The 21802-nt window shown below is 36.4% G+C and carries 21 protein-coding genes; 19 read left to right on the top strand and 2 right to left on the bottom strand.

Annotated features, from left to right (window positions below; genetic code table 11):
• Genes D1B17_RS04915 through recN form a run of 3 tightly spaced genes read left to right on the top strand, consistent with a single transcriptional unit; the run spans position 1 to position 3390 of the window.
• On the top strand, positions 1–849 hold the full coding sequence (locus D1B17_RS04915; RefSeq protein WP_120142771.1) for a polyprenyl synthetase family protein: 849 nt from the start codon (positions 1–3) through the stop codon (positions 847–849).
• Positions 850–859: 10 nt separating this feature from the next.
• The gene (locus tag D1B17_RS04920) at positions 860–1684 is read left to right on the top strand and encodes a TlyA family RNA methyltransferase (protein ID WP_120142770.1); all 825 of its coding nucleotides are present in this window, start codon (positions 860–862) and stop codon (positions 1682–1684) included.
• 8 nt (positions 1685–1692) lie between these two features.
• Complete coding sequence (gene recN, locus D1B17_RS04925; protein ID WP_120142769.1) at positions 1693–3390, top strand: DNA repair protein RecN; 1698 nt, start codon at positions 1693–1695, stop codon at positions 3388–3390.
• Here the strand turns inward: recN and D1B17_RS04930 are convergent.
• Positions 3382–3702 (bottom strand): hypothetical protein, encoded by a 321-nt coding sequence (locus tag D1B17_RS04930; protein ID WP_120142768.1) that lies wholly within the window; start codon positions 3700–3702, stop codon positions 3382–3384. The genes recN and D1B17_RS04930 overlap by 9 nt on opposite strands.
• Before the next feature lie 179 nt (positions 3703–3881).
• On the opposite strand from D1B17_RS04930, the gene gmk reads away from it, so the two are divergent.
• The 16 genes from gmk to D1B17_RS05005 all read left to right on the top strand — a co-directional run bounded on the left by gmk (position 3882) and on the right by D1B17_RS05005 (position 20913).
• The gene (gmk, locus tag D1B17_RS04935; RefSeq protein WP_057891290.1) at positions 3882–4493 is read left to right on the top strand and encodes a guanylate kinase; all 612 of its coding nucleotides are present in this window, start codon (positions 3882–3884) and stop codon (positions 4491–4493) included.
• A 6-nt stretch (positions 4494–4499) separates the two neighbouring features.
• Positions 4500–4754 (top strand): DNA-directed RNA polymerase subunit omega, encoded by a 255-nt coding sequence (gene rpoZ, locus D1B17_RS04940; protein ID WP_120142767.1) that lies wholly within the window; start codon positions 4500–4502, stop codon positions 4752–4754.
• Between the two features lie 611 nt (positions 4755–5365).
• A complete protein-coding gene (priA, locus tag D1B17_RS04945; RefSeq protein WP_120142766.1) occupies positions 5366–7774 on the top strand; it encodes a primosomal protein N' in 2409 nt (802 codons plus the stop codon).
• Positions 7775–7787: 13 nt separating this feature from the next.
• Positions 7788–8738, top strand: a complete 951-nt coding sequence (gene fmt, locus D1B17_RS04950; protein WP_120142765.1) for a methionyl-tRNA formyltransferase — start codon at positions 7788–7790, stop codon at positions 8736–8738.
• Complete coding sequence (gene rsmB, locus D1B17_RS04955) at positions 8728–10056, top strand: 16S rRNA (cytosine(967)-C(5))-methyltransferase RsmB (protein ID WP_120142764.1); 1329 nt, start codon at positions 8728–8730, stop codon at positions 10054–10056. Before fmt ends, rsmB begins: the two co-directional genes overlap by 11 nt.
• A 19-nt stretch (positions 10057–10075) precedes the next feature.
• Positions 10076–10822 carry a Stp1/IreP family PP2C-type Ser/Thr phosphatase gene (locus D1B17_RS04960; protein ID WP_120142763.1) on the top strand — a complete coding sequence of 249 codons (747 nt, stop codon included), beginning with the start codon at positions 10076–10078 and terminating at the stop codon, positions 10820–10822.
• On the top strand, positions 10823–12787 hold the full coding sequence (gene pknB, locus D1B17_RS04965) for a Stk1 family PASTA domain-containing Ser/Thr kinase (RefSeq protein WP_120142762.1): 1965 nt from the start codon (positions 10823–10825) through the stop codon (positions 12785–12787).
• Between the two features lie 3 nt (positions 12788–12790).
• Complete coding sequence (gene rsgA / locus D1B17_RS04970) at positions 12791–13681, top strand: ribosome small subunit-dependent GTPase A (protein ID WP_120142761.1); 891 nt, start codon at positions 12791–12793, stop codon at positions 13679–13681.
• 12 nt (positions 13682–13693) lie between these two features.
• Entirely contained in the window at positions 13694–14368 is a 675-nt protein-coding gene (gene rpe, locus D1B17_RS04975; protein ID WP_120142760.1) for a ribulose-phosphate 3-epimerase, read from the top strand.
• On the top strand, positions 14368–15027 hold the full coding sequence (locus D1B17_RS04980) for a thiamine diphosphokinase (protein ID WP_120142759.1): 660 nt from the start codon (positions 14368–14370) through the stop codon (positions 15025–15027). The genes rpe and D1B17_RS04980 overlap by 1 nt, the downstream gene beginning before the upstream one ends.
• Before the next feature lie 483 nt (positions 15028–15510).
• Entirely contained in the window at positions 15511–15741 is a 231-nt protein-coding gene (locus D1B17_RS12555; protein WP_166806619.1) for a hypothetical protein, read from the top strand.
• 442 nt (positions 15742–16183) lie between these two features.
• Positions 16184–17038, top strand: a complete 855-nt coding sequence (locus D1B17_RS04985) for a MetQ/NlpA family ABC transporter substrate-binding protein (RefSeq protein ID WP_120142758.1) — start codon at positions 16184–16186, stop codon at positions 17036–17038.
• Between the two features lie 24 nt (positions 17039–17062).
• Positions 17063–17536 carry an S-ribosylhomocysteine lyase gene (locus D1B17_RS04990; protein ID WP_120142757.1) on the top strand — a complete coding sequence of 158 codons (474 nt, stop codon included), beginning with the start codon at positions 17063–17065 and terminating at the stop codon, positions 17534–17536.
• Between the two features lie 18 nt (positions 17537–17554).
• On the top strand, positions 17555–18331 hold the full coding sequence (locus D1B17_RS04995; protein ID WP_120142756.1) for an SDR family oxidoreductase: 777 nt from the start codon (positions 17555–17557) through the stop codon (positions 18329–18331).
• A gap of 150 nt (positions 18332–18481) precedes the next feature.
• Positions 18482–19627, top strand: a complete 1146-nt coding sequence (locus D1B17_RS05000) for a trans-sulfuration enzyme family protein (protein WP_120142755.1) — start codon at positions 18482–18484, stop codon at positions 19625–19627.
• 128 nt (positions 19628–19755) lie between these two features.
• Positions 19756–20913: a hypothetical protein gene (locus D1B17_RS05005; protein ID WP_120142754.1), complete on the top strand. Its 1158-nt coding sequence runs from the start codon at positions 19756–19758 to the stop codon at positions 20911–20913.
• A gap of 63 nt (positions 20914–20976) precedes the next feature.
• On the opposite strand, the gene D1B17_RS05010 is transcribed toward D1B17_RS05005, so the two are convergent.
• Positions 20977–21798, bottom strand: coding sequence for a hypothetical protein (locus D1B17_RS05010; protein ID WP_120142753.1), 822 nt, complete (start codon positions 21796–21798; stop codon positions 20977–20979).
• Between the last annotated feature and the right edge of the window lie 4 nt (positions 21799–21802).

A 21802-nucleotide genomic window follows, 5' to 3' on the forward strand; every position in this document is an offset into this window, starting at 1 on the left:
ATGGAAATTAAAAATTTTAAAGAATTCTGTGGACATGTTTTACCTGACTTCAATAAATTTTTAGATGACAAATTAAATTCTGAAATCAAACAAACCACTTTGCGTGATGCGATGCTTTATTCACTTGATGCCGGTGGTAAAAGAGTTCGTCCAATGCTTTTCTTAGCCGTTGCTTATTCTTGTGGTGTTAAGTTAGAGGATTTATCAAAGTATTTCGATATTGCTGGGGCGATTGAATTAGTCCATACATATTCACTGATTCATGATGATTTGCCAGAAATGGATGACAGTGATTATCGCCGAGGACAATTAGCCAACCACAAGCAATTTGGAGTTGGTCCAGCCGTTTTAGCAGGTGATGGTTTATTGACTCAAGCCTTTTACTGGATCGCCAAGTCTAGTCTTAGCACCGATAAGCGGATGGCTGCAGTTCGTATTTTGGCTCATAATGCTGGTCCAATGGGAATGGTTGCTGGCCAGATGACTGACATTACGATGGAAGATAAAAAATTGTCTGAAACTGAGTTAACAACTTTGCATAAAGAAAAGACTGCTGATTTAATTACTGCTGCTGTGACAATGGGAGCATTTTGTGCTGGTCACGAATTATCAAAAAATCTGGTACAATACGCTAATAATATTGGTTTGGCTTTTCAGCTCAAGGATGATTTAAATGACGCTGATGATGGCGAAGATATTGATAAGAACACTTTTCCTAACTTGATTGGGAAAACAGCAACTGAAGAAAAATTGCGTAATTTGGTGAAAGATGCCTTAAATGCAGTTTTAAAGGAAACAGAATTCGATAAAAACTTATTGGTAAGCTTTTTGGATTATTTTAAAGAATAGGTGACACATATTGGCAAAAAAAAGAATTGATGTTTTATTAGTTGAACAAAATTTATTTGAATCACGAGAACAAGCAAAACGTTCTGTCATGGCGGGCGAAGTTTATAATCAAGACAACTTACGTTTTGATAAACCAGGTGAAAAAGTCGACGCGGACACAGTTTTTCATTTAGCAAAAAATGCACATAGTAAGTATGTCAGTCGTGGTGGCTACAAGCTTGAAAAGGCTTTGAAGTCATTTGATATCGATTTGAAAGATCGAATCTGCTTAGATATTGGTTCATCAACCGGCGGTTTTACTGATGTAGCTTTGCAAAATGGTGCTACCAAGGTATATGCCTTAGATGTTGGTTACAACCAATTGGCTTGGAAACTTCGTCAAGATGAACGTGTGGTCGTGATGGAGCGGGTTAATTTCCGTTACAGTAAGCCAGAAGATTTTCATGAAGGTTTACCTCAATTTGCGATGACTGATGTTTCATTTATTTCTTTGGAATTGATTTTGCCACCAATGTTTAATATTATTCTGCCCGGTTCAGATGCGGTTTGTTTGATTAAGCCTCAATTTGAAGCTGGTCCCGAAAACGTTGGCAAGCACGGAATCGTTCGAGATCATAAAGTTCACCAAATGGTTTTGGAAAAAATTACTAATTTTGCCAAAAATGCTGGTTTCATTGTTTCTGGCTTGGACTTCTCGCCAATTAAGGGTGGAGAAGGTAACATTGAATTCTTGATGCACATTCAAAAACCAGAAAATGAACAACCAGGGGAAATTTTAGAGACTGTTTCAGTTGAAAAGACAATGGAAGCAGCATACTCAAGTCTTAACAAATAGGTGAGATAATGCTAAAAAAATTAATAATCAATAATTTTGCAATCATCAACAAGTTGCAGATTGATTTTCATGACGGGATGACTGCTTTAACTGGTGAAACTGGTGCTGGTAAATCAATCATTATTGATGCTTTAGGTTTGTTAGTCGGTAGCAGATCGTCAATTGATTTTATTAGAACAGGACAAGAGCAACTGAATGTACAGGGACTATTTGAGGTGAAATCAAGTAGTCCTCTTTTTGCTATTTTAGATGAATATGGAATTGCTCACGAAGACAATCAATTGATTATCAAGCGGGAAATCAATCGTAAAGGTCGAAATGTTTGTCGGATTAATAATGAGTTAGTTAAAACAAATGTTTTACGACAAGTTGGCCAATTTTTAGTCGAGATCCACGGTCAAAATCAGCAACAAGAGCTCTTGGACGAAGACAATCATATTAATATTTTGGATCGTTTTGCTGACGATGGTTTTCAAAAAGATTTAGTTAAATATCAACAATTATTTGCGGAATATCAAGAAAAACGTAGTCGTTTGCGGACGATTCAAAAAAATTCTCAAAATTTAGCACAACGAATTGATATGTTGAAGTTTCAAATTGAAGAAATTGACAGTGCTAAAGTTATTGCTGGTGAAGACGATCAATTGGAAGATGAGAAAAACCAATTGTCCAATTTTGAAAAAATTAGTTCGGCTCTTCAAGAAAGTTATCGTGGACTATCCGAGAATAATGTTGGAGTTGTCGATGCCTTAGGCAATGTGCGTGATCAATTGGAAGACATTATGGATTACGATAAGTCTTATAAGGAACTGTATGATTCAGTCAATGGAGCTTATTATCAGCTACAAGATAATGCGGCTACCATAGCTGATCAATTAGAGAATTTGGATTTTGATGAGAATCGTCTCGATAATATTCAAAAGCGTCTGATTACATTGGACAGTTTGAAGAAAAAATATGGCCCAAGTTTGGATGAAGTAATTGAATTTGGCAAAAATGCGCATCAAGAACTGTCAGAAATCGATATTGATGACAATACTGAAGCTAAATTGGAACAAGAAATTGCGACTTTCCAGCATAATTTAATTGAATTGGGTAAGACACTTTCCAAACAACGTCACAAAACAGCGACAACTTTAGAAAAATCCATCAATCATCAATTGAAGGATCTATATATGCCCAATGCTAAATTTGGTGTTTCTTTCAATTCATTAGAAGATGAAAATTTGTCTGATAATGGGATTGATCAAATTAGATTCGATTTGAAAACAAACGTTGGGGAAGACTTTAAACCATTAGTCAAAGTTGCTTCTGGTGGTGAGCTATCCCGTGTTATCTTGGCATTTGAAGCTATTATTGCTGAAAAGATGAATGTTGAAACGATTGTTTTTGATGAAATTGATACAGGTGTCAGTGGTCGAGTTGCTCAAGCAATTGGGGATAAAATTTATAAAGTTTCACAATTTTTACAAGTGCTTTGTATTACTCATTTGCCTCAAGTAGCGGCAATGAGCGACCTTCAATTTGAGATAAAAAAAGAGACCGTTAAAGATAAAACCGAGACAAAGGTTTCATTACTTAACGATCTCCAAAGAATTGATGCTATTTCCTTGATGCTGGCTGGAACAAAGGTAACAGACTTAACCCGTCAGCATGCCCAAGAATTATTAGAATTAGCTGAAGGTGAACAAAAGCGTTTAGACTAAGTTGATTGATTTAATTTGGTCTAACATAACGATTTCAAAAAAGGCCGAATTCATCTTGAAAACGTATTTATTTTTATTAACTTGTGAAATAAATTTGCCTTGAAGCTGCTTGTCGTTTAACATTGTAATAACGACAGAATATTTGTTATTAAAACTTTGTTCTGCGAAAAGTTCTAGTTGCATTAAAGGCATTTGTTTAATTTGCGATTTCGATGCGACATTAAGATTAAAGTCAAAGTTGTTATTAATGAAGTTAGTGGTATTGTTGATTAGATTTGTAGTGAAACGATTGTGTAATTGTTGTGCTTGCATTTTTAAACCCCCGAACACTTGTTTGTATCTACATTATACGAACAAGTGTTTGAAAGAGCAACTTTTATTTTGTATTTCTTAAAAAAACTTTATCTTGACGTCGGTCAAAACCTTGAAAAACATATGATTTTATTGCATTATAGATATCATATTATATAGATAGTAGGGATAACTTAATTATGTCAAAAAGGGGAATGTTAATCGTTTTATCAGGTCCTTCTGGAGTAGGTAAAGGAACTGTTAGAAAAGCGATGTTGAAGAATTCATCAATTAAATTTGATTATTCTGTTTCGATGACGACACGTCAAATGCGTCCTGGTGAAGTCGATGGAGTCGATTATTATTTCCGAACAAATGAAGAATTTGAAGAGGAAATTAAGAATGGTGGCATGCTTGAATATGCTAAGTATGTTGACCATTATTACGGAACACCTTTGAAGTATGTCAACCAAAAGCTGGATGCTGGAATTGATGTTTTACTAGAAATCGAAGTCAACGGTGCTATGCAAGTTCGTGAGAAGATGCCCGATGGTGTATTTCTTTTCCTAACACCACCTGATTTGACAAGTTTGCGTGATCGGATTACTCACCGTGGAACAGACGATGAGAAGACAATTGACAAACGTATGGAAAAAGCGAAAAAAGAAATCAAAATGATGACAAGCTATGACTATGCCGTTGTTAATGATAAAATACCTAATGCAGTTGAAAAAATTGAAGGTATAATTAGAAGTGAACACTTAAGAGTGCCACGTGTAATTGACCAATACAAAAAAATAATAGGAGAATGATAATTTATGATTATTTATCCATCAATTGATAAACTTTTAGATCGAGTTGATTCTCGTTATTCACTAGCAGTTCTAGCTGCAAAACGTGCGCACCAACTAGAAAATGGCGATATTGAATTATTGAACCATTATGAATCACCAAGAACCGTTGGCCGTGCTTTTGAAGAAATCGCCGATGATAAAATCGAAATCGATCCTAATTCAATTCTTCTTGAAAAAGAAGCCGAAAAGGTTGAAGAAGAGAAAAAAGAAGAAAACTAATAAAATTATTCCTTCACTGATTTTTTGATTGGTGAAGGCTTTTTTTGTTTTTGTATGGGCCGCATCCGGGCGAGAGAAATTTAGACTACTATGGGGACCAGTTCTAGCCAAGGTCTCGAACTTCGCTTTGAAGCCTTGCAAAAGCAGCAAGTCTCCAAAGTCGTCCCGTGCTGTAAAGGCTAAAGCCTTAACACCACCTGCACAGCAGTCTAAATTTCTCTCGCCCGGATGCTAGGTTATTGATGATATTATATTTAGTAGTTTTAGATTATTAACTTGATTGAAGGATGTTTTAGTTTATGAAAAAAGTATCTTGTATAATTAAAGCGTAATATATATTAGGTGGCTTAAGGATGTTGTATTGAATTTCTTTAAACTAATACAGTGATTTCTATTAAATTAGCTGGAGGGAGCAAGAGTTTTAGGCAGCAGTGAAGGTGGTGTTAGAGCTTTAGCTCTTACACCACGGGACGTGTTTTGAAATTCGCGTTTTTTGCGAAGTTCAAAACCGAGAGGCGAGACCTTGGCTCGACTCGGTCCTCACAGCAGCCTAAAACTTTTGCTCCCGGAGGCGGCAACAATACAAGTTATTTCAGTATAGGTGGTTTTATATGTCAGTAGCAGAAATAATTGTCGATGTTCCGACAATGCAAACGAACCGACCATTTGAATATTTGATTCCTGAGGCTTTAACTGACGTGGTAGTTCCTGGGATGCGGGTTGAAGTTCCTTTTGGACGTGGTAAACGTAAGATTCAGGGTTTTGTCATGCAAGTTAAAGCTGAGAGTGGTTTTCAAGGTAAATTAAAACCAATTAGTCGTGTCATTGATCTTAAGCCTGTTTTGTCACAAGAGATGTTGGATTTGTCTGCATGGTTGGCTGATAGGACTTATTCGTTTCAAATTTCTTGTTTGCAGACGATGTTGCCTAGTGTTATGCGAGCAAAATATAAGCAATTTGTTATTCCGTTAGTTTCGGATAATTCGGAAGTTAATAATTTGCTAAATGGGCAACCAACCTTTGAAATTACTAATCAAATTGATGATGAGACGGTAAAATTAATTAACCGTTTGCGGAAAAATAAACAAGTAGATATTCAATATGTAGTGCAAAATCAAGCTTTACAAGTTAAACGTCAAGCCGTAACGACTGATTTGAATGTGATTCAATTACATGAGGCTAAGAGTCAATTAAGGCCGAATGCTAAAGCTCAAATTAAATTATTAGACTTTTTGGCGGATAATTTACAATCATTACCAGTCGAATTTAATGTGTTGGAAAAAGAGTATGGTATTTCCCGAGCTGCTATCAAAACGGCGGAGAAAAATAATTTGGTTAAAGTTATTGAAGTAACTAAATTACGGAAACCTGTAGGCATAAATCCGGAACAAACGACGAAATTAGCCTTAACTGATGAGCAACAAGTGGCGGTTGATCAAATAAGTGAAGCCATTACTGCCGAGAAACCAGAAACTTTCTTAATTGAAGGTGTTACTGGTAGTGGGAAGACTGAAGTTTATTTGCAGACGATCGAAAAGGCTTTGCAACAAGATAAAACAGCGTTGATGTTAGTCCCTGAAATTTCGTTGACGCCACAAATGGTTAACCGAGTGGTGGGCCGTTTTGGCGATCAGGTGGCTGTCTTACACAGTGGTCTATCTAACGGAGAACGTTATGATGAATGGACGAGAATTGAAAATCATGATGTCAAGGTAGTTGTAGGTGCCCGAAGCGCTGTTTTTGCGCCATTAGACAAGATTGGTTTAATCATTATTGATGAGGAACATGAGGCAAGTTACAAACAAGATGACAATCCTCGTTATCATGCACGTGATGTGGCTCAATGGCGAGCTAAGGTCAATAAATGCCCAGTGGTACTCGGTAGTGCCACACCATCACTGGAATCCCGTGCAAGGGCTGAAAAGGGTGTCTACAAGTTAATTCGGATGAAGAAGCGCATCAATAATCAAACTTTGCCAAAGGTTCATATTGTTGATATGCGTGATGCTGAAAATTCGGCGGTCAAAGGCGACTTCTCACCAGCATTAACATCGGCCTTACAGGAAACACTTGATCGTCATGAACAAGCGATTGTGTTATTGAATCGCCGTGGCTATTCGTCTTTTATGATGTGTCGTGAATGTGGCTTTGTATTAAAGTGTCCTAATTGTGATGTTTCGCTGACTTATCATAAAGACCTTGGTAAAATGAAGTGCCACTACTGTGGACATGAAGAACCAGTGCCTAATATTTGTCCTAATTGCCACAGCAAGAAGATTGGCTTTTACGGAACCGGAACACAAAATATCGAACAGCAATTAAATGATCTATTTCCGCAAGCACGAGTTTTACGCATGGATGTTGATACAACGCGTCGTAAAGGTGCCCACGCAAAAATTTTGCAACAATTTGGTCAACATAAGGCAGATATTTTGTTAGGGACTCAGATGATTGCTAAGGGACTGGATTTTCCTGACGTAACGTTGGTTGGAGTTATTAATGCAGATACGACCTTGAGTTTGGCTGATTTTCGAGCCAGTGAACGGACTTTCCAGCTGTTAACGCAAGTAAGTGGTCGAGCTGGTCGGGCTGAGAAGACTGGTCATGTTGTTATTCAGACCTTTAATCCTGACCACTATGCGATCAAGGATGCAGCTAAGCAAGATTATGAGACATTTTTCAAGCAAGAAATGTATTTAAGACATCAGTCAAATTACACGCCGTATTACTTTACGACCTTGATTAGTGTTGCTAATCAGGATGAGGGTAAAACTTTGAAACAAAGTTATTGGTTGAAAAAGCAATTACAGACGGCATTGTCAAAAAATGCTATTCTATTAGGACCAAGTCCGACAATGATTTCGCGGAAACAAAATAAATATTATTATCAAATTATTGTAAAATATAAACATGAACCACAATTGCATCAAAGATTGCTAGAGATTTTAAATGAAACACAAGCTGATGTTAAAAGCGGCTTTAACATAGCAATTGATAACGAACCACAACATATTGATTAATGAGGGTGATTGAATGACAAAAATAATTTTTCTTGGAACACCAGAGTTTTCAGCAACAGTTTTAAAAGGATTACTTAAGGAGGGCTACGATATTATTGCAGCCGTGACTCAACCAGATAAGCCGGTCGGACGGAAACAAAAACTACAAAAGAGTCCGGTGAAATTAGTTGCTGAAGAGGAAAATATCAAACTTTACCAACCAGCCAAATTGCCAGGAAGTCCAGAGGTAGAAGAACTCAAACAATTGAACGCTGATTTGATTGTGACGGCTGCTTATGGGCAATTTTTACCTACAAGTTTCTTAGAATCTGCCAAAGTAGCAGCAATCAATGTTCACGGATCATTGTTGCCTAAGTATCGTGGTGGTGCACCAATCCAATGGTCACTATTAAATGGCGATAAAGAAACCGGTATTACGATTATGTACATGGTTAAGGGTATGGATGCTGGTGATATTATTAGCCAAGAAAAATTACCAATTACTCGTGATGATGATAATGGAAGTCTTTTTGAAAAGATGGCTATTGTTGGTCGTGAATTGTTATTGGATACCATCCCAAAGATTTTGAGTGGCGATATTAAACCAATTGCGCAAGATCCAGATAAGGTAGTATTTTCACCTAATATTTCTAAAGAACAAGAACACATTGACTTTACTAAACCGGCGGAACAAGTTTTCAATCAAATCAGAGCTTTAAGTCCTGATCCTGGTGCTTGGACTATGATTGACGGTCAAAGAACTAAATTGTACAAGACGGATGTCGTTGAAATTAATTCTGATCAAGCTGTTGGTACAATTTATGACTTAGGTAAGAAAAAATTGGTTATCGTTGCTGGCGATGGTCAAGGTGTTTCAATTAAGAAGATTCAACCAGCAGGTAAAAAAATGATGGATATTGCCAACTACATGAACGGAATGGGCAAGAATCTAGAAAAAGGACAACAAATTATTGATGAAAAATAATCCGCGTGAATTAGCAGTCGAAGCACTAACAAGAGTTTTCCAAAACAAGGCTTACTCGAATATTGAAATTAATAATCTTCTCAAGAAATCTGACTTATCAGATGCAGATAGTCGTTTAATGACTAACATCGTTTATGGTGTTATCCAGCATAAATACGTTTTGGAATATCAATTAGAGCCATATCTTAAGGATAAGAAACTTGATTTGTGGTTAAATTTATTATTACAGACAGCTATTTATCAAATGTGCTATTTGGACAAAATTCCAGCTCATGCGGTTTTGAACGAGTCTACCGAAATTGCTAAGCAACGTGCAAATCAAGGTGCGGGTAACTTAGTTAATGCTGTTTTGAGAAATTTCCAAAGACATGGCGCTCGTACGATGTCTGGTAAAGAGTCTGTCTATGATATGAGTAAATTGTATAGTGTTCCACGTTGGCTAGTTGATTTATTCGAGGAACAACAAGGTACTGACAAGACTAGAGAAATTTTGCAAACAATCAACCAAGCATCAAGTGTTTCAATTCGTGTAAATACTAATAAGACAACTGTTGCTGATTTGCAAAAAGCTTTACAAGCAAAGGGATTTGACGTAAAACCAAGCAAGATTTCTCCAGTTGGGTTAGTCTGTGAGAGTGGAAACTTAGTCAACACTGATGAATTTAGAGCGGGACTATACACGATTCAAGATGAAAGCTCAATGTTAGTTGCACCTGCACTTGATTTGCATCCAGATAGTCGCGTGCTTGATGCTTGTGCTGCTCCTGGTGGTAAAACAACTCATATTGCCAGTTATATCAAGGCTGGTGCTGGTGAGGTTACTGCTTTGGATATTCATAAGCACAAGACAAAGCTAATCCGTGAAAATAGCGAACGAATGGGATATAGTGACATTATTAGTACAGGAGCTGTTGACGCCCGTAAAGCTAAGGATGTTCTAAATACGACATTTGACCGTATTTTGGTGGATGCACCTTGTTCTGGACTAGGTTTGATCAGAAGAAAGCCGGAACTTAGATATTTCCGTCAACCAGAGGATTTAATGAATTTGCAAAGAGTTCAATTACAGATTCTTGATAGCATGGTCGATTTATTGGAAGTTAACGGTAAGATGGTCTTTAGTACATGTACTTTTGATGATGAAGAAAATGAACAAGTTGTTGACAAATTTTTAGCAGCCCATAAGAATTTTGAATTAGTACCAGTCAAGCATGACAAGATGATGGATAAGTCAGTCAAGAATGGCATGCTCAAGGTTCTACCAAGTGATTACTTTACGGATGGTTTCTTTATAGCTACTTTCGTTAGAAAAAATTAAAGAGGTAAGGTCTAAACTGATGGAATATGCGTTATTAACTGATGTTGGAAAACTCAGAGAAAACAATCAAGATTACGTGAATGTTTTCAAAAATAAGAAAAATATTGTTTTTGGAATTGTGGCTGATGGTATGGGTGGACACCGTGGTGGTGACGTAGCATCTGACATGGCGGTCTCACACTTAGGTCATAATTTTGAAGAGTCAGAAGTTGATGATATAGCTGAATTGCGCGAGTGGATCATTCGTGAATTGAGTAAAGAAAATGACCGTATTGTTTCAGTATCTAACCAGTTTGATGATTTGAATGGTATGGGAACAACGATGGTGGGAGTTTTCTTCATTGGCGAAAAAATGATGGTTGTCAATGTTGGTGATTCGAGATGCTATATTTACACTGATGATAATTTAAAGCAATTGAGTGTTGATCACTCTTTGGTGCATGAATTACTAGAGACAGGACAAATTAGTCCTGAAGAAGCGGAAAATCATCCGCAAAAAAATATTATTACACAGACACTTGGTGTTTCTCAGACGGTCCAACCACGAGTAAAAGATTTTGATCTGGTTGATGATGCAATCATTCTTTTATGTACGGATGGTTTGACTAATATGGTGCCCGAAAATGAAATTAAAGATGTTTTAGCACAAAAAGTTAGTTTGGAAACGAAGTGTCATATTTTAATCGACAAGGCAAATGCTGCCGGTGGAAGAGACAATATAACCGCCTTACTCTTTTCTACTAAAGATAACGGAGGTAATCACTAGATGGAGAAAGGTTACCTAGTAGGCGGTCGTTATGAGATCCTAGGTACACTTGGTGAAGGCGGAATGGCCAATGTATATTTGGCCAATGACACACTTTTAAACCGGAAAGTAGCTGTAAAAGCTTTGCGGTATGATCTTCAAGATGATGAATCTGTCAAAAGGAGATTTGGGCGTGAAGCCAAGGCAACTAGTGGTCTCTCCAATCCCAATATCGTGAATGTTTTGGATGTTGGAAATGATAACGGCGTACAATACATCGTCATTGAATATGTTGATGGTCCGAATTTAAAGAAATATATTCGGACCCATTTTCCAATTTCCTATCGTGAAGTTGTCGATATTATGAAACAAATTTGTATGGCGGTTGCAGATGCTCATGAACATGGAATTATTCACCGTGATTTGAAGCCGGAGAATATTTTGGTTGATGAGAAAAAAGACCCCATCCAAGTAAAAGTTTCAGATTTTGGGATTGCTTTAGCATTAAGTGAACGTTCAATTACACGAACTAATTCGTTGTTAGGCTCAGTGCACTACATGTCACCCGAGCAAATTAAGGGACGTTCAGCAACCGTTTTGTCTGATATTTATGCGTTAGGTATTATTTTATTTGAATTATTAACCAAACATGTTCCTTTTACTGGCGATACAGCAGTAACAGTAGCATTGAAACATTCCAAAGAGGAAATGCCTGACCTTAAAAAGATTGATCCAAACATTCCTCAGCCATTGGAAAATGCAGTTTTAAAGGCAACAGCTAAAGATCCAGATCAACGGTATCAATCCGTTCGAGAGATGTGTGACGATCTGAATACTTGTTTGATGCCCGAACGTGCTGATGAACCTAAATTTATCCCGACGCCAATCGATAATTTAGAAGAAACAAGAGTTATGGAACCACTCGATGAGGCAGTTGATAAAACTAAGACGCCTGAAAAGAAGCCACCAAAGATGAGTCGAAAGAAAAAACTTATCTTGATTGCTTCGATGGTTCCCTTAGTTTTGATTTTATTTATCATTGCAATGGTAATTAAGAGTAACCAAGAGACAACTGTGCCCGATTTGTACAATTTGACCGTTAAACAAGCAAATGTGATGTTAAAGAGTTCAAATTTGTCGGTCGGGGATGTTTCGAAAGAAAACGATGATGACGTTGATGCAGGACATGTGATCAAATCAATTCCTGCTAAAGGTCTAAAATTAAAAAATGGTGCGTATGTTAACTTAGTTGTTAGCTTGGGTGCAACATACTACAAGATGCCAAAGTTAATTGGTAAAGAATATGAAGATGTGGAAGATAATTTGAAGCGTCGTGGTTTTAAAGTGAAAATTGACTATAAAGCCACTAACCAGTATGAAGCTGGGACCATTATTAAACAGAGTATTCCTAGTGGTAAAAAAGTTGTTACAAAGAATAAATCTTTAACTTTAACAGTTGCCAAAGTTAAAGCTGTTAAGCCAAAAGTTGTGAAAGTCCGTGATTTAACTGGTTATAATTTGAAGAGTATTCAAGATTATGCTAGTGAAGCAGGATTAACTTTGAGTACGTCTTATCAATATTCTGATGAGATTGAAGAAGGCCTTTTGATTAGTCAAACACCAACTGCTAATAGTACAATTAGTCAAGGCGGCACATTGTCAGTTGTAATTTCTAAAGGTGCTGATCCTGATAAGAGTAGCAGTGATAAGGAAAATAATGATTCCGATAGTAACAGTAGTAGTTCGTCTGGAACAAGCACGGTAACGAAAGAGATCACGATTCCTTATGATTCAAGTAGCAGTAACAATAATGTTTCAATTTATATTTCGGACGCAACACACAGTATTAATAATGTCTATAAGACGATGACCATTACCGGTGAAACGCCAGTGACATTAAGTTTTAATTTAAAAGATGGACAGACTGGATCGTATATCGTCGAGCGTAACAATAAGACTGTGCTCGGTGGGTCAGTCAATGGGTGATTTATGGAACGTACAGGAAGAATCATAAAATCAATTAGTGGTTTTTATGATGTATTAGATGATGAAAATGATGAACTAATCAGAACACGGGCGCGTGGTAATTTTCGCAAACGTAAAATAAAACCATTAGTTGGTGATAAGGTGAGCTTTGATGCGACTGGTGATTTAGGTTATATTTTAGAGATTTTACCGCGTGAAAATAGTTTAGTTCGTCCACCGATTGCAAATATTGACCAAGCAATTGTAGTGACTTCATCAGCTGAACCAAATTTTTCGAGCAACTTATTGGATAAGATTTTGATTAATATCGAGCATAACGATATCGAACCATTAATTTATCTAACTAAGGCTGATTTATTAGACGCTGAAAAATATGCTGAATTGAAAGATATTTTGGGCAGATACCGTAACGCTGGCTATCAAGTTTTTGATGATCAGGACAGTTATAACGATACACAGATTGCAAATTTAGAAGCGACATTTGCGGATAAGGTGACAGTTTTCACAGGCCAATCAGGTGCTGGTAAATCAACACTTTTGAATCATATTGATACTGAATTGGGCCTAGCAACAGCAGCTATTTCGCAGACCTTGAATCGTGGTAAGCATACAACGCGTCAAGTATCGTTATTTGATATTTCAGGTGGATTGGTAGCTGATACACCGGGATTTTCATCAATTGATCTGCAGAGCGTAACGGTAGAAGAACTACCAACTTTATTTCCAGAGTTTCGTGAATATAGTGCTGGCTGCCAATTTCGTGGTTGTCGTCATGTTAATGAACCAAACTGTAAAGTTAAAGAGGCTTTGGCAGAGGGTGAAATAATGCAAAGTCGCTATGATAATTATTTGTACTTTTTGAACGAAATTAATTCGTATAAAAAAAGATATTGAGGAGCTGATTATATGACAGTAAAGATTGCACCATCAATTTTGTCTGCAGATATTATGAACCTAGAACGTGACGTGAGAGCCGCTGACCAAGCTGGTGCCGATGTTTTTCATATTGATATGATGGATGGTAACTTTGTCCCTAATATGTCTTTTAGTCCCGCTGTTGTGGCAGGGATGCGTCGTGTCACTGACAAACCATTAGATATTCATATGATGATGGAAAATCCTGATGCTTACGTAAAACCAGTTATTGACGCCGGGGCAAGTACTGTTTTGATTCACGCTGAAAGTACACAACACATTTACCGTTCTATCGAATTGGTAAAAAGCTACGGAGCTAAAGCTGGGGTTGTCGTTAACCCGGGTACACCACTGGAAACCGTTAAAGAGTTATTCCCAATCATTGATCGAATTTTGGTTATGACAGTTAACCCTGGATTTGGTGGACAAACATTTATTCCGGGAATGACAAAGAAGATTCAAAGATTGGATCAACTTCGCCAAACAGCTGCTGATGATAACTTTGATATCGAGGTAGACGGTGGTGTTAACAACGAAACCATCGCTCAATGTGCAAAAGCAGGTGCTGATATTTTTGTTGCGGGTTCATATTTATTCAACGGACAAGATGGTCTTGAAGATCGGATTGATGGCTTACGAGCAACTGCTTTGGAAGCTAAGCAATAATGAAACGAGTAAATATTCTTTTAGGCGGACCACAAAGTGAATATCCAGATGAATTGAGTAAAAGTATTAAGGGAATTCCTGGCCCATGGGTTGGGGCTGATCGAGGTAGTTTACATTTGATGGCAAATGGAATTATTCCAGAAATTGCCATTGGTGATTTTGACTCTATCAGTAAAAAGGAGCAAAAACTGTTAGAAGATAATGTACCAGTTTTTGAAAAATTCCCACCTGAAAAGGATGATACTGACTCAGAGCTATGCTTATTAGCTGCTCGTGAAAAGTTTAATGCGCAAGAATATTATGTTTACGGAGCAACTGGAGGAAGAATTGATCACTTTTTAGTGAACCTCTTTTTGCCATTCGATCCACGATTCATTGATTTTTATGATAAGTTGTATTACAAATCAGCAACGAATACGATTCGTTTTTTTAGACCAGGCAGATATTCAATTTTCCATGAAAATGGTATGAAGTATGTTGCTTTTGTTAACTTAGGACCAGTTACACATTTGAATTTAATTGATTCTAAATACAAACTAAAAGATTTCAATGCCAATCATCCGATTAGCTGGGCAAGTAATGAATTTGTTGGTGAAACGATTGATTTTAGTTTTGAGAGTGGAATTGTTGCTGTGATTCAAAGCCGCGACAAAAACTAGTTTAGTATGCCGCCTCTGGGTGCAAGAAATGTTGGCGCTGTGGGGACCGGTTCGAGCCGAAGGGCGGTCTCGAACCTCGACTTTGAACCTCGCAAAAGACGCGAGTTTCAAAGTTCGTCCCGTGGCGTAGGCGCTTAAGCGCCTACGCCACCTGCACTGCTGCCAACATTTCTTGCACCCAGAGGCTAGTGTATTGGTAATTCTTTATGTGACGTAACTAAACTCTAAAAAAGTTATAATTGGAATATAATTCAAAGAATAATGGTTCGATAATTTTGAGGTGGAATTATCAAAATAATTCAAAAAAGTATTCGAAAAGTCAATCAGTATTGCTTTTAATAAAAATATTTTAAAATGAAATATCAATAATTTGGTATCCCTTTGGTGGATGCCTTTTTTTGTGCCTTTAAATTGATGAATGGATAAATTGGTCTAGGTGTAAAAATGGTGTTAATTACAAACTGAATGGTATTTCTTTTAAAAATGAAGTTGACAATAAATAATTACAAGAGTAAATTAATCACCAATCAAATGATTAAAACTTATTTAATCTTATTAGACGTTGAAGAGAAGAGTAGGTTGATTAGTAGCTTGAAGAGTGACCACTGGATGGTGAAAAGGTGGAGCGAACGTTTAACTGAAGATGAGCTTGGAGTCTTATCTAGGTGCAAGCCAAAGGTACGCAAGGATGCGATATCATCCCGGACATGTTAGTGTCGTTGAGGTATTTTGTGTGAGCGAAATATAAATTAGGGTGGTACCACGGTAATCGTCCCTACATTGCAGAGAAGTTCTGTATTTGTAGGGGCGATTTTTTAGTTGCTCTTAGTGGCTGTGCCACTAAGAGCAACTAATGGGATTGAACGAAGTTCAAACCGTTGCGACTAGAGAACAGGCGCTTAGAGCAACTTATGGGGGCGACTAACTGTCGCCCGTATATTCCGCTTTTCTACGATTGCTTTACTTTCCATGCTTTTCTGGGAGCGATTAAGTGGGTTTGAATTAATTTAAAGTTCTTTGCGCACAGTAAAAAACTCAGCAACTAAAATAAGACAAATATCTTTTAACAACAAGAGGAGGCAAAACAAATGAAATCCATCTGGTATAACACCACTTAAATTAAAAATAAATTAGAAAAAAACGAGGAGGAATGGAAATGAGAAAAGGAAAAGAGTTATTAATTACCACGGTATTGTTTTTATCACTCATCCTGTTAGTTGGATGTGGCAAAAGTGCTAAAGCAAATACCAATAATACCATTACGATTGGTTCACAAGGATCTGATTTAAATATCTGGGAACATATTGCCAAAAGTTCGCAAGCTAAAAAGTTAGGTTTGAAAATCAAGACCAAAGAAATTACCGATGGGGCTCAATTGAATACTGCCACTAGTCAAGGGCAAGTCGATGTCAATGCTTTCCAGTCTTGGTCATACTACGAAGCTTATAATAAGCAAAATCCTAAAGGTAAACTAGCTGCTTTAGGTACGACCTACTTGGAACCTTTGGGAATTTATTCAAAGAAATATAAGAGCGTCAAAGATATTCCCGATGGAACGACCATAGCAATTGCTAATAATCCAGCTAATACTTCACGAGGATTGTTACTATTGCAAGCAGCCGGCTTAATCACTTTGAAGAAAGGTTTCAATGCTTTAAGCAATACTAATGACATTGAAGCTAATCCAAAAGATTTGAAATTCAAAGAAATAGACGATACCACTAGTCCTCGTGTTTTAAATGATGTTCCAGTCGTGCTCATTTCCAATACCGTTGCCTTGGAAGGTGGTCTACATGTTTTGACGGACTCGATTTACCACGAAAAAGTTGATCAAAGCACAAAAGACAATGTCAATATCCTAGCAACAGCCGCTAAAAATAAAAATAATGCCAATTATCAAAAATTGGTTAAGCTATACCACAATAAAGAAATTCAAGCTTATATCAAGAAAAAATATTACGGAACAAAAATTGAAGTAAATAAACCATTAACATATTTGGAAAATAAATAATAAATTTTAAGGAGATATTTAATTATGGCAAAAGTTGAAAGTTTTACATTGGATCACACAAAGGTTAAGGCACCATATGTCCGTTTAATTACTGAAGAACACGGAACAAAAGGCGATACGATTTCTAATTATGATTTGCGTCTAGTTCAACCAAATGAGAATGCTATTCCAACCGCTGGTTTACATACAATTGAACATTTGTTAGCGGGACTTCTTAGAGATCGATTGGATGGTGTGATTGATTGTTCACCATTTGGTTGTCGTACAGGTTTCCACTTGATTGTTTGGGGTGAACATTCAACCACCGAAGTTGCTACTGCTTTGAAGGGTGCTTTGGATGATATTGCTAATAAGGTCGAATGGAAGGATGTTCAAGGAACTGACAAGTATAGCTGTGGTAACTACCGTGATCACTCACTATTTTCAGCTAAAGAGTGGTCAAAGAAGATTCTTGAAGAAGGAATTTCCAATGACCCTTACGAACGCCACGTCATCTAACGCAAAGAAGGTTAGTTTATGAGTTTATTTAAAACTTTAGAAAAACAAATAGTGCTTGTAACGGGAGGATTCCAAGGAATTGGTCGTCAAGTAGTTACAACTTTTCAAAATGAACAGGCAATCGTGATTGTTGCTGATTTGACTTATAAAAATGACGAATTAAAACAAATTGATAATCAAGAATTTCAAATTCATTTGGATGTTAGTGATGAATCGAGTGTTGAAAACTTAACTAATCAATTAAAAATTCATGATTTGATACCTAATGTTTTGGTTAATGTAGCTGGTATCTCAACGATGGATTACTTAATTGAAAGTAAGACAAGTGACTTTGATAAAACGCTCGCCGTCAATACTCGTGGAACATATTTAATTACGAAATATATCGTACAGTTGATGGTTGCAGCTAAACGACCTGGCAAAGTTGTTTTAATTGCCTCGCAAGCTGGCAAAAATGGTTATCGTGCAATGTCAGCGTACGTGGCATCAAAACATGCGGTGCTTGGTTTGACCAAAACCTTAGCAATAGAAGTCGCTAAAAATCAAATCAATGTCAATGCGGTTTGTCCAGGGATTATTGAAACCTCAATGAAACACCGTGAAAGAAAAGATGGTGCAAAAATCAGAGGATTAACGCCTGACGATATTGAAAAAGAAGATAATAGCCAGGTTCCATTAGGTCGAACAGGGACTCCACAAGATGTCGCCAATGTAGTTTTGTTTTTAGCCAGTCCCTTATCAGACTATATGACTGGTCAAGGTATTAACGTTACTGGCGGCATGACGATGAATTAAAAATTTTTTATATGAGACAAAGAAGACTAGCAGCCCAATTAAATCGGTTGACTAGTCTTCTTTTGTTTGTTGGCTGTGAAATAAAAATTCAAAAATATAATAATAAGAAGTATTATGGAAATAATTTCATATATTAGGAGTTAACAAGAAATGACTGAATTTAATACAAAGTTGGTTCATGGGAAACCACAAAATGACAATAATACTGGGGCTGTTAATGTACCCGTTTATAATTCTTCAACATATATTTATCCTTCAGTTGAAGCTAAAGTTAAGTATGATTATGCTCGCTCGGGTAATCCCACGCGTAATTATTTAGAGGAACAAGTAGCTGGATTGGAAAATGGCTATCGAGGATTTGCTTTTTCATCTGGTTCTGCGGCAATTCACGCGGTTTTAGCAATATTTAAACCTGGCGACCACATTATTATCGGCAAAGAAATTTACGGTGGAACTTTTAGATTGATTAATGAGTTTCTTAAACGTTGGCAATTAGAATTCACTGCGGTGGACACACAAAATCCAGATGAAATCGAAGCAGCTATTAAACCAAATACTAAAGCAGTTTATTTTGAAAGTTTTACAAATCCCTTGTTACATGTCACAAGCGTTAAAGCGACCGCCAAAGTGGCCCAAAAGCACCATATTTTAACAATTGTGGACGATACTTTCTTGTCACCATATCTTCAAAGACCATTGAATTTAGGGGCTGATATCGTGATTCATTCAGCAACTAAATATTTGAGCGGTCATTCGGATGTTATTGCAGGGATGGTTGTGGCAAAAGATAAGGAATTAGCTGAAAGAATTTATTTTAACCAAAATGCAATTGGATCAACGCTTTCGCCTGAGGATTCTAATTTGGTTCGGCGTGGTATTCAAACTTTGGCAGTTAGAATGGACCGTCATTTGGAGAATGCCCAAAAAATTGTTGAATTTTTACAAAGTCGTAAGGAGATTTCCAAGATTTATTATCCGGGCATTGCTGGAACTAGGGACCATGAAATTGCTGCGAAAGAAACAGATGGCTTTGGCGGTATCGTTTCATTTGAATTAGCAGATGGATTAGATTCAACTAAGTTTGTTGAAGGCACTAAATTGATTCAATTGGCCGTTAGTTTGGGTGCTGTTGAAAGTTTGATTGAGTTGCCATATAAGATGACGCATGCTGAACTTTCCCCTGAGGAACAGTTAAAGGCCGGTATTACACATCAGTTAGTTCGTTTGTCTGTTGGGATTGAAGATTCTAAAGATTTGATTGCTGATTTAGGGCAAAGTTTGGATAAATTGGATTAGTATTAGGACACTGAATTGTTTTAATTCGGTATTTTTTTATTTGATTGGAAAAGTAAATAATTCGGGAAAAGTAATATAATGAAACTGCGGTTGCAAGTGTAAATAATATATTATCGGGGGATTTGTATATGAAACGTATTACAACTGAAATAAGAGGTGACTTGCTTCAAATCGATACTGGATTTAATGGAGTTAGAATTGATAGCTTTTCGTCATTTTTAGTGACTAAGGGTCAATTTCCATCAAATGATGATATCAAGAATAAATTTGATGCAAAAGGAATTGAGAGTTTTACGCCAAAAGATTTTCAGTCAAAGAGTGATAAATCAGGAGCAGATTCTGATGCAATATTTGAAAAGAAATCTTTTAAATTTCCGAATGACTTTTTTAATAATGATAAAGTATTTAATGATGAATATATGTTTGTCGGATTAAATGCAGCGTATCGTACGGAAAAAAAGGATTATAGTGGTTGGGGTAATTTTAGAGATACTGAAAGACCGACAAATACTTATAAGTTATATGTACAGACTAACGATAAGAGTTTTAGAGGGTGCTATATAACAGATATTATTAAATCATATGAGGATAGTAATTCTGGAAATGTGATGCGTAACTTTTTTATTAATGATGATGAAATATCTTTTTTAAATCACCCTGAATCAACGCAGAATCTGGATGCAAGAAGAATTGATAGATTGATTTTAGGACATTATCAGGACGAATTATTGAAAGCTAAGAATATGCTGAAAAAGATTGATGATGATTATAAAGCTAAAAAACCTTATGTAGGAAAGAAGTATCAATTAAAAGAATCTAGGGTGAAAGAAAAATCCGTGTTAATGAGATGTTGCATTGAAAATAAGAAAACTCTAGATAACTCATTAGATATATTCATAAGAGAATGCTTAATAATTCAACCAAAATGGTTGGTTGTTTTTGGTAATGATGCAAATGAAGTTTTAAATAAAATGGTTGTTAGTGACTATTTTAAGGACAAAGTTAATACTATTGAAAGTCAAGACGAGAAATCCCAATTTAATGTGATGGATTTGTTGGAGCATCGTCGTGTAGAAGTAACACATTATGCTACCCAAAGTGTGCCGCTTAAGAAATATCAAAAAGGTTCTGGAGACAAGAAGAAAAATAAAAAATCTGAAAAAGAGGAACGAGGTCATGCATTTAGAGACTGGTATAATTATGCTCCTGATGAACTTATCACAAAGGTGGATGAGTTGAAAGAAAAAGAAAAAGTTAGAAGAAGTAAAGAATCAAATAATAAATAAAAATAAAAAACGGCAAAAGGTAGGAATTATCTCGTTTAAGAGGCTATACCTTTTGCCGTTTTCTTATTTTTTACTATCCGAAGGACCCTCATTAAAAGGCACCTTACCATCGGCCTCAATCTTAGAAACATCATCAAACTTAAAATGAATTTCATTAGACATCGGTTGAAAATTATTAACGTTAAATTTACTCTTAACGATTCTAATAGCAGGATTTTCTTTAACAAAAATCAAATCCTGACCATTCATATCCGAATAGCCTTTGACTGCCAAATCATTTTTAGTAGGTGACTCAGTAGCATCAACGGTTAAATTACGAAAATTTAATTTGGAAGTGAGTCGAAGTTCCAATTTATGGTAAATAATCGAATCCTTTAAATAAGCACGTGAATGCTTTTGTAATAGCAATTGAATTGATGTATTATCGGCAAATAATTGACTATCTTCCATTGAAAGTCCAATAGCCTTAACTTTTTTACCAGTTAAAATTTGTGAATTTTTGAATGAAAAATAGGCGTCTTTGCCATAAATAGTGTCCCAATCATCTGATGTTTGACGATTGATCGAAATATTATCGCCATAAATTCGAGCCCCATCGTAAGCTGAAAGGGTGTTATCTTCATTAGCGGTGTAAGTGATTGCCATATTTTTGAAAATGACAATGTTTTGATTACCAACAGTGAAACTACAATACAAACGAACATCATTTTTATTTGTTGTCTTACCAACGAGAGTAATATTTCGTGCAATGTTGCAAATGAAAGGGTTAGTACTTGAAAAATAGACTCCAGGTAATAGTTCAATAATGTCGCCATCTTTAGCATTAATAATGGCTTGTGTCAGTTGATTATCATTATTATCTTGATCTCCAACTAAATATTTCATGGAA

The sequence above is a fragment of the Companilactobacillus zhachilii genome, assembly GCF_003606365.2.
In the GTDB taxonomy this organism is placed as follows: Bacteria; Bacillota; Bacilli; order Lactobacillales; family Lactobacillaceae; genus Companilactobacillus; species Companilactobacillus zhachilii.

What these genes read in the sequence shown, in the direction of transcription:
- D1B17_RS04915 (WP_120142771.1), top strand. Translation starts at nt 1, where the DNA reads ATGGAAATTAAAAATTTTAAAGAATTCTGTGGACATGTTTTACCTGAC.
- recN (WP_120142769.1), top strand. Translation starts at nt 1,693, where the DNA reads ATGCTAAAAAAATTAATAATCAATAATTTTGCAATCATCAACAAGTTG.
- D1B17_RS04930 (WP_120142768.1), bottom strand. Translation starts at nt 3,702, where the DNA reads ATGCAAGCACAACAATTACACAATCGTTTCACTACAAATCTAATCAAC.
- gmk (WP_057891290.1), top strand. Translation starts at nt 3,882, where the DNA reads ATGTCAAAAAGGGGAATGTTAATCGTTTTATCAGGTCCTTCTGGAGTA.
- rpoZ (WP_120142767.1), top strand. Translation starts at nt 4,500, where the DNA reads ATGATTATTTATCCATCAATTGATAAACTTTTAGATCGAGTTGATTCT.
- priA (WP_120142766.1), top strand. Translation starts at nt 5,366, where the DNA reads ATGTCAGTAGCAGAAATAATTGTCGATGTTCCGACAATGCAAACGAAC.
- fmt (WP_120142765.1), top strand. Translation starts at nt 7,788, where the DNA reads ATGACAAAAATAATTTTTCTTGGAACACCAGAGTTTTCAGCAACAGTT.
- rsmB (WP_120142764.1), top strand. Translation starts at nt 8,728, where the DNA reads ATGAAAAATAATCCGCGTGAATTAGCAGTCGAAGCACTAACAAGAGTT.
- D1B17_RS04960 (WP_120142763.1), top strand. Translation starts at nt 10,076, where the DNA reads ATGGAATATGCGTTATTAACTGATGTTGGAAAACTCAGAGAAAACAAT.
- pknB (WP_120142762.1), top strand. Translation starts at nt 10,823, where the DNA reads ATGGAGAAAGGTTACCTAGTAGGCGGTCGTTATGAGATCCTAGGTACA.
- rsgA (WP_120142761.1), top strand. Translation starts at nt 12,791, where the DNA reads ATGGAACGTACAGGAAGAATCATAAAATCAATTAGTGGTTTTTATGAT.
- rpe (WP_120142760.1), top strand. Translation starts at nt 13,694, where the DNA reads ATGACAGTAAAGATTGCACCATCAATTTTGTCTGCAGATATTATGAAC.
- D1B17_RS04980 (WP_120142759.1), top strand. Translation starts at nt 14,368, where the DNA reads ATGAAACGAGTAAATATTCTTTTAGGCGGACCACAAAGTGAATATCCA.
- D1B17_RS12555 (WP_166806619.1), top strand. Translation starts at nt 15,511, where the DNA reads ATGAAGTTGACAATAAATAATTACAAGAGTAAATTAATCACCAATCAA.
- D1B17_RS04985 (WP_120142758.1), top strand. Translation starts at nt 16,184, where the DNA reads ATGAGAAAAGGAAAAGAGTTATTAATTACCACGGTATTGTTTTTATCA.
- D1B17_RS04990 (WP_120142757.1), top strand. Translation starts at nt 17,063, where the DNA reads ATGGCAAAAGTTGAAAGTTTTACATTGGATCACACAAAGGTTAAGGCA.
- D1B17_RS04995 (WP_120142756.1), top strand. Translation starts at nt 17,555, where the DNA reads ATGAGTTTATTTAAAACTTTAGAAAAACAAATAGTGCTTGTAACGGGA.
- D1B17_RS05000 (WP_120142755.1), top strand. Translation starts at nt 18,482, where the DNA reads ATGACTGAATTTAATACAAAGTTGGTTCATGGGAAACCACAAAATGAC.
- D1B17_RS05005 (WP_120142754.1), top strand. Translation starts at nt 19,756, where the DNA reads ATGAAACGTATTACAACTGAAATAAGAGGTGACTTGCTTCAAATCGAT.
- D1B17_RS05010 (WP_120142753.1), bottom strand. Translation starts at nt 21,798, where the DNA reads ATGAAATATTTAGTTGGAGATCAAGATAATAATGATAATCAACTGACA.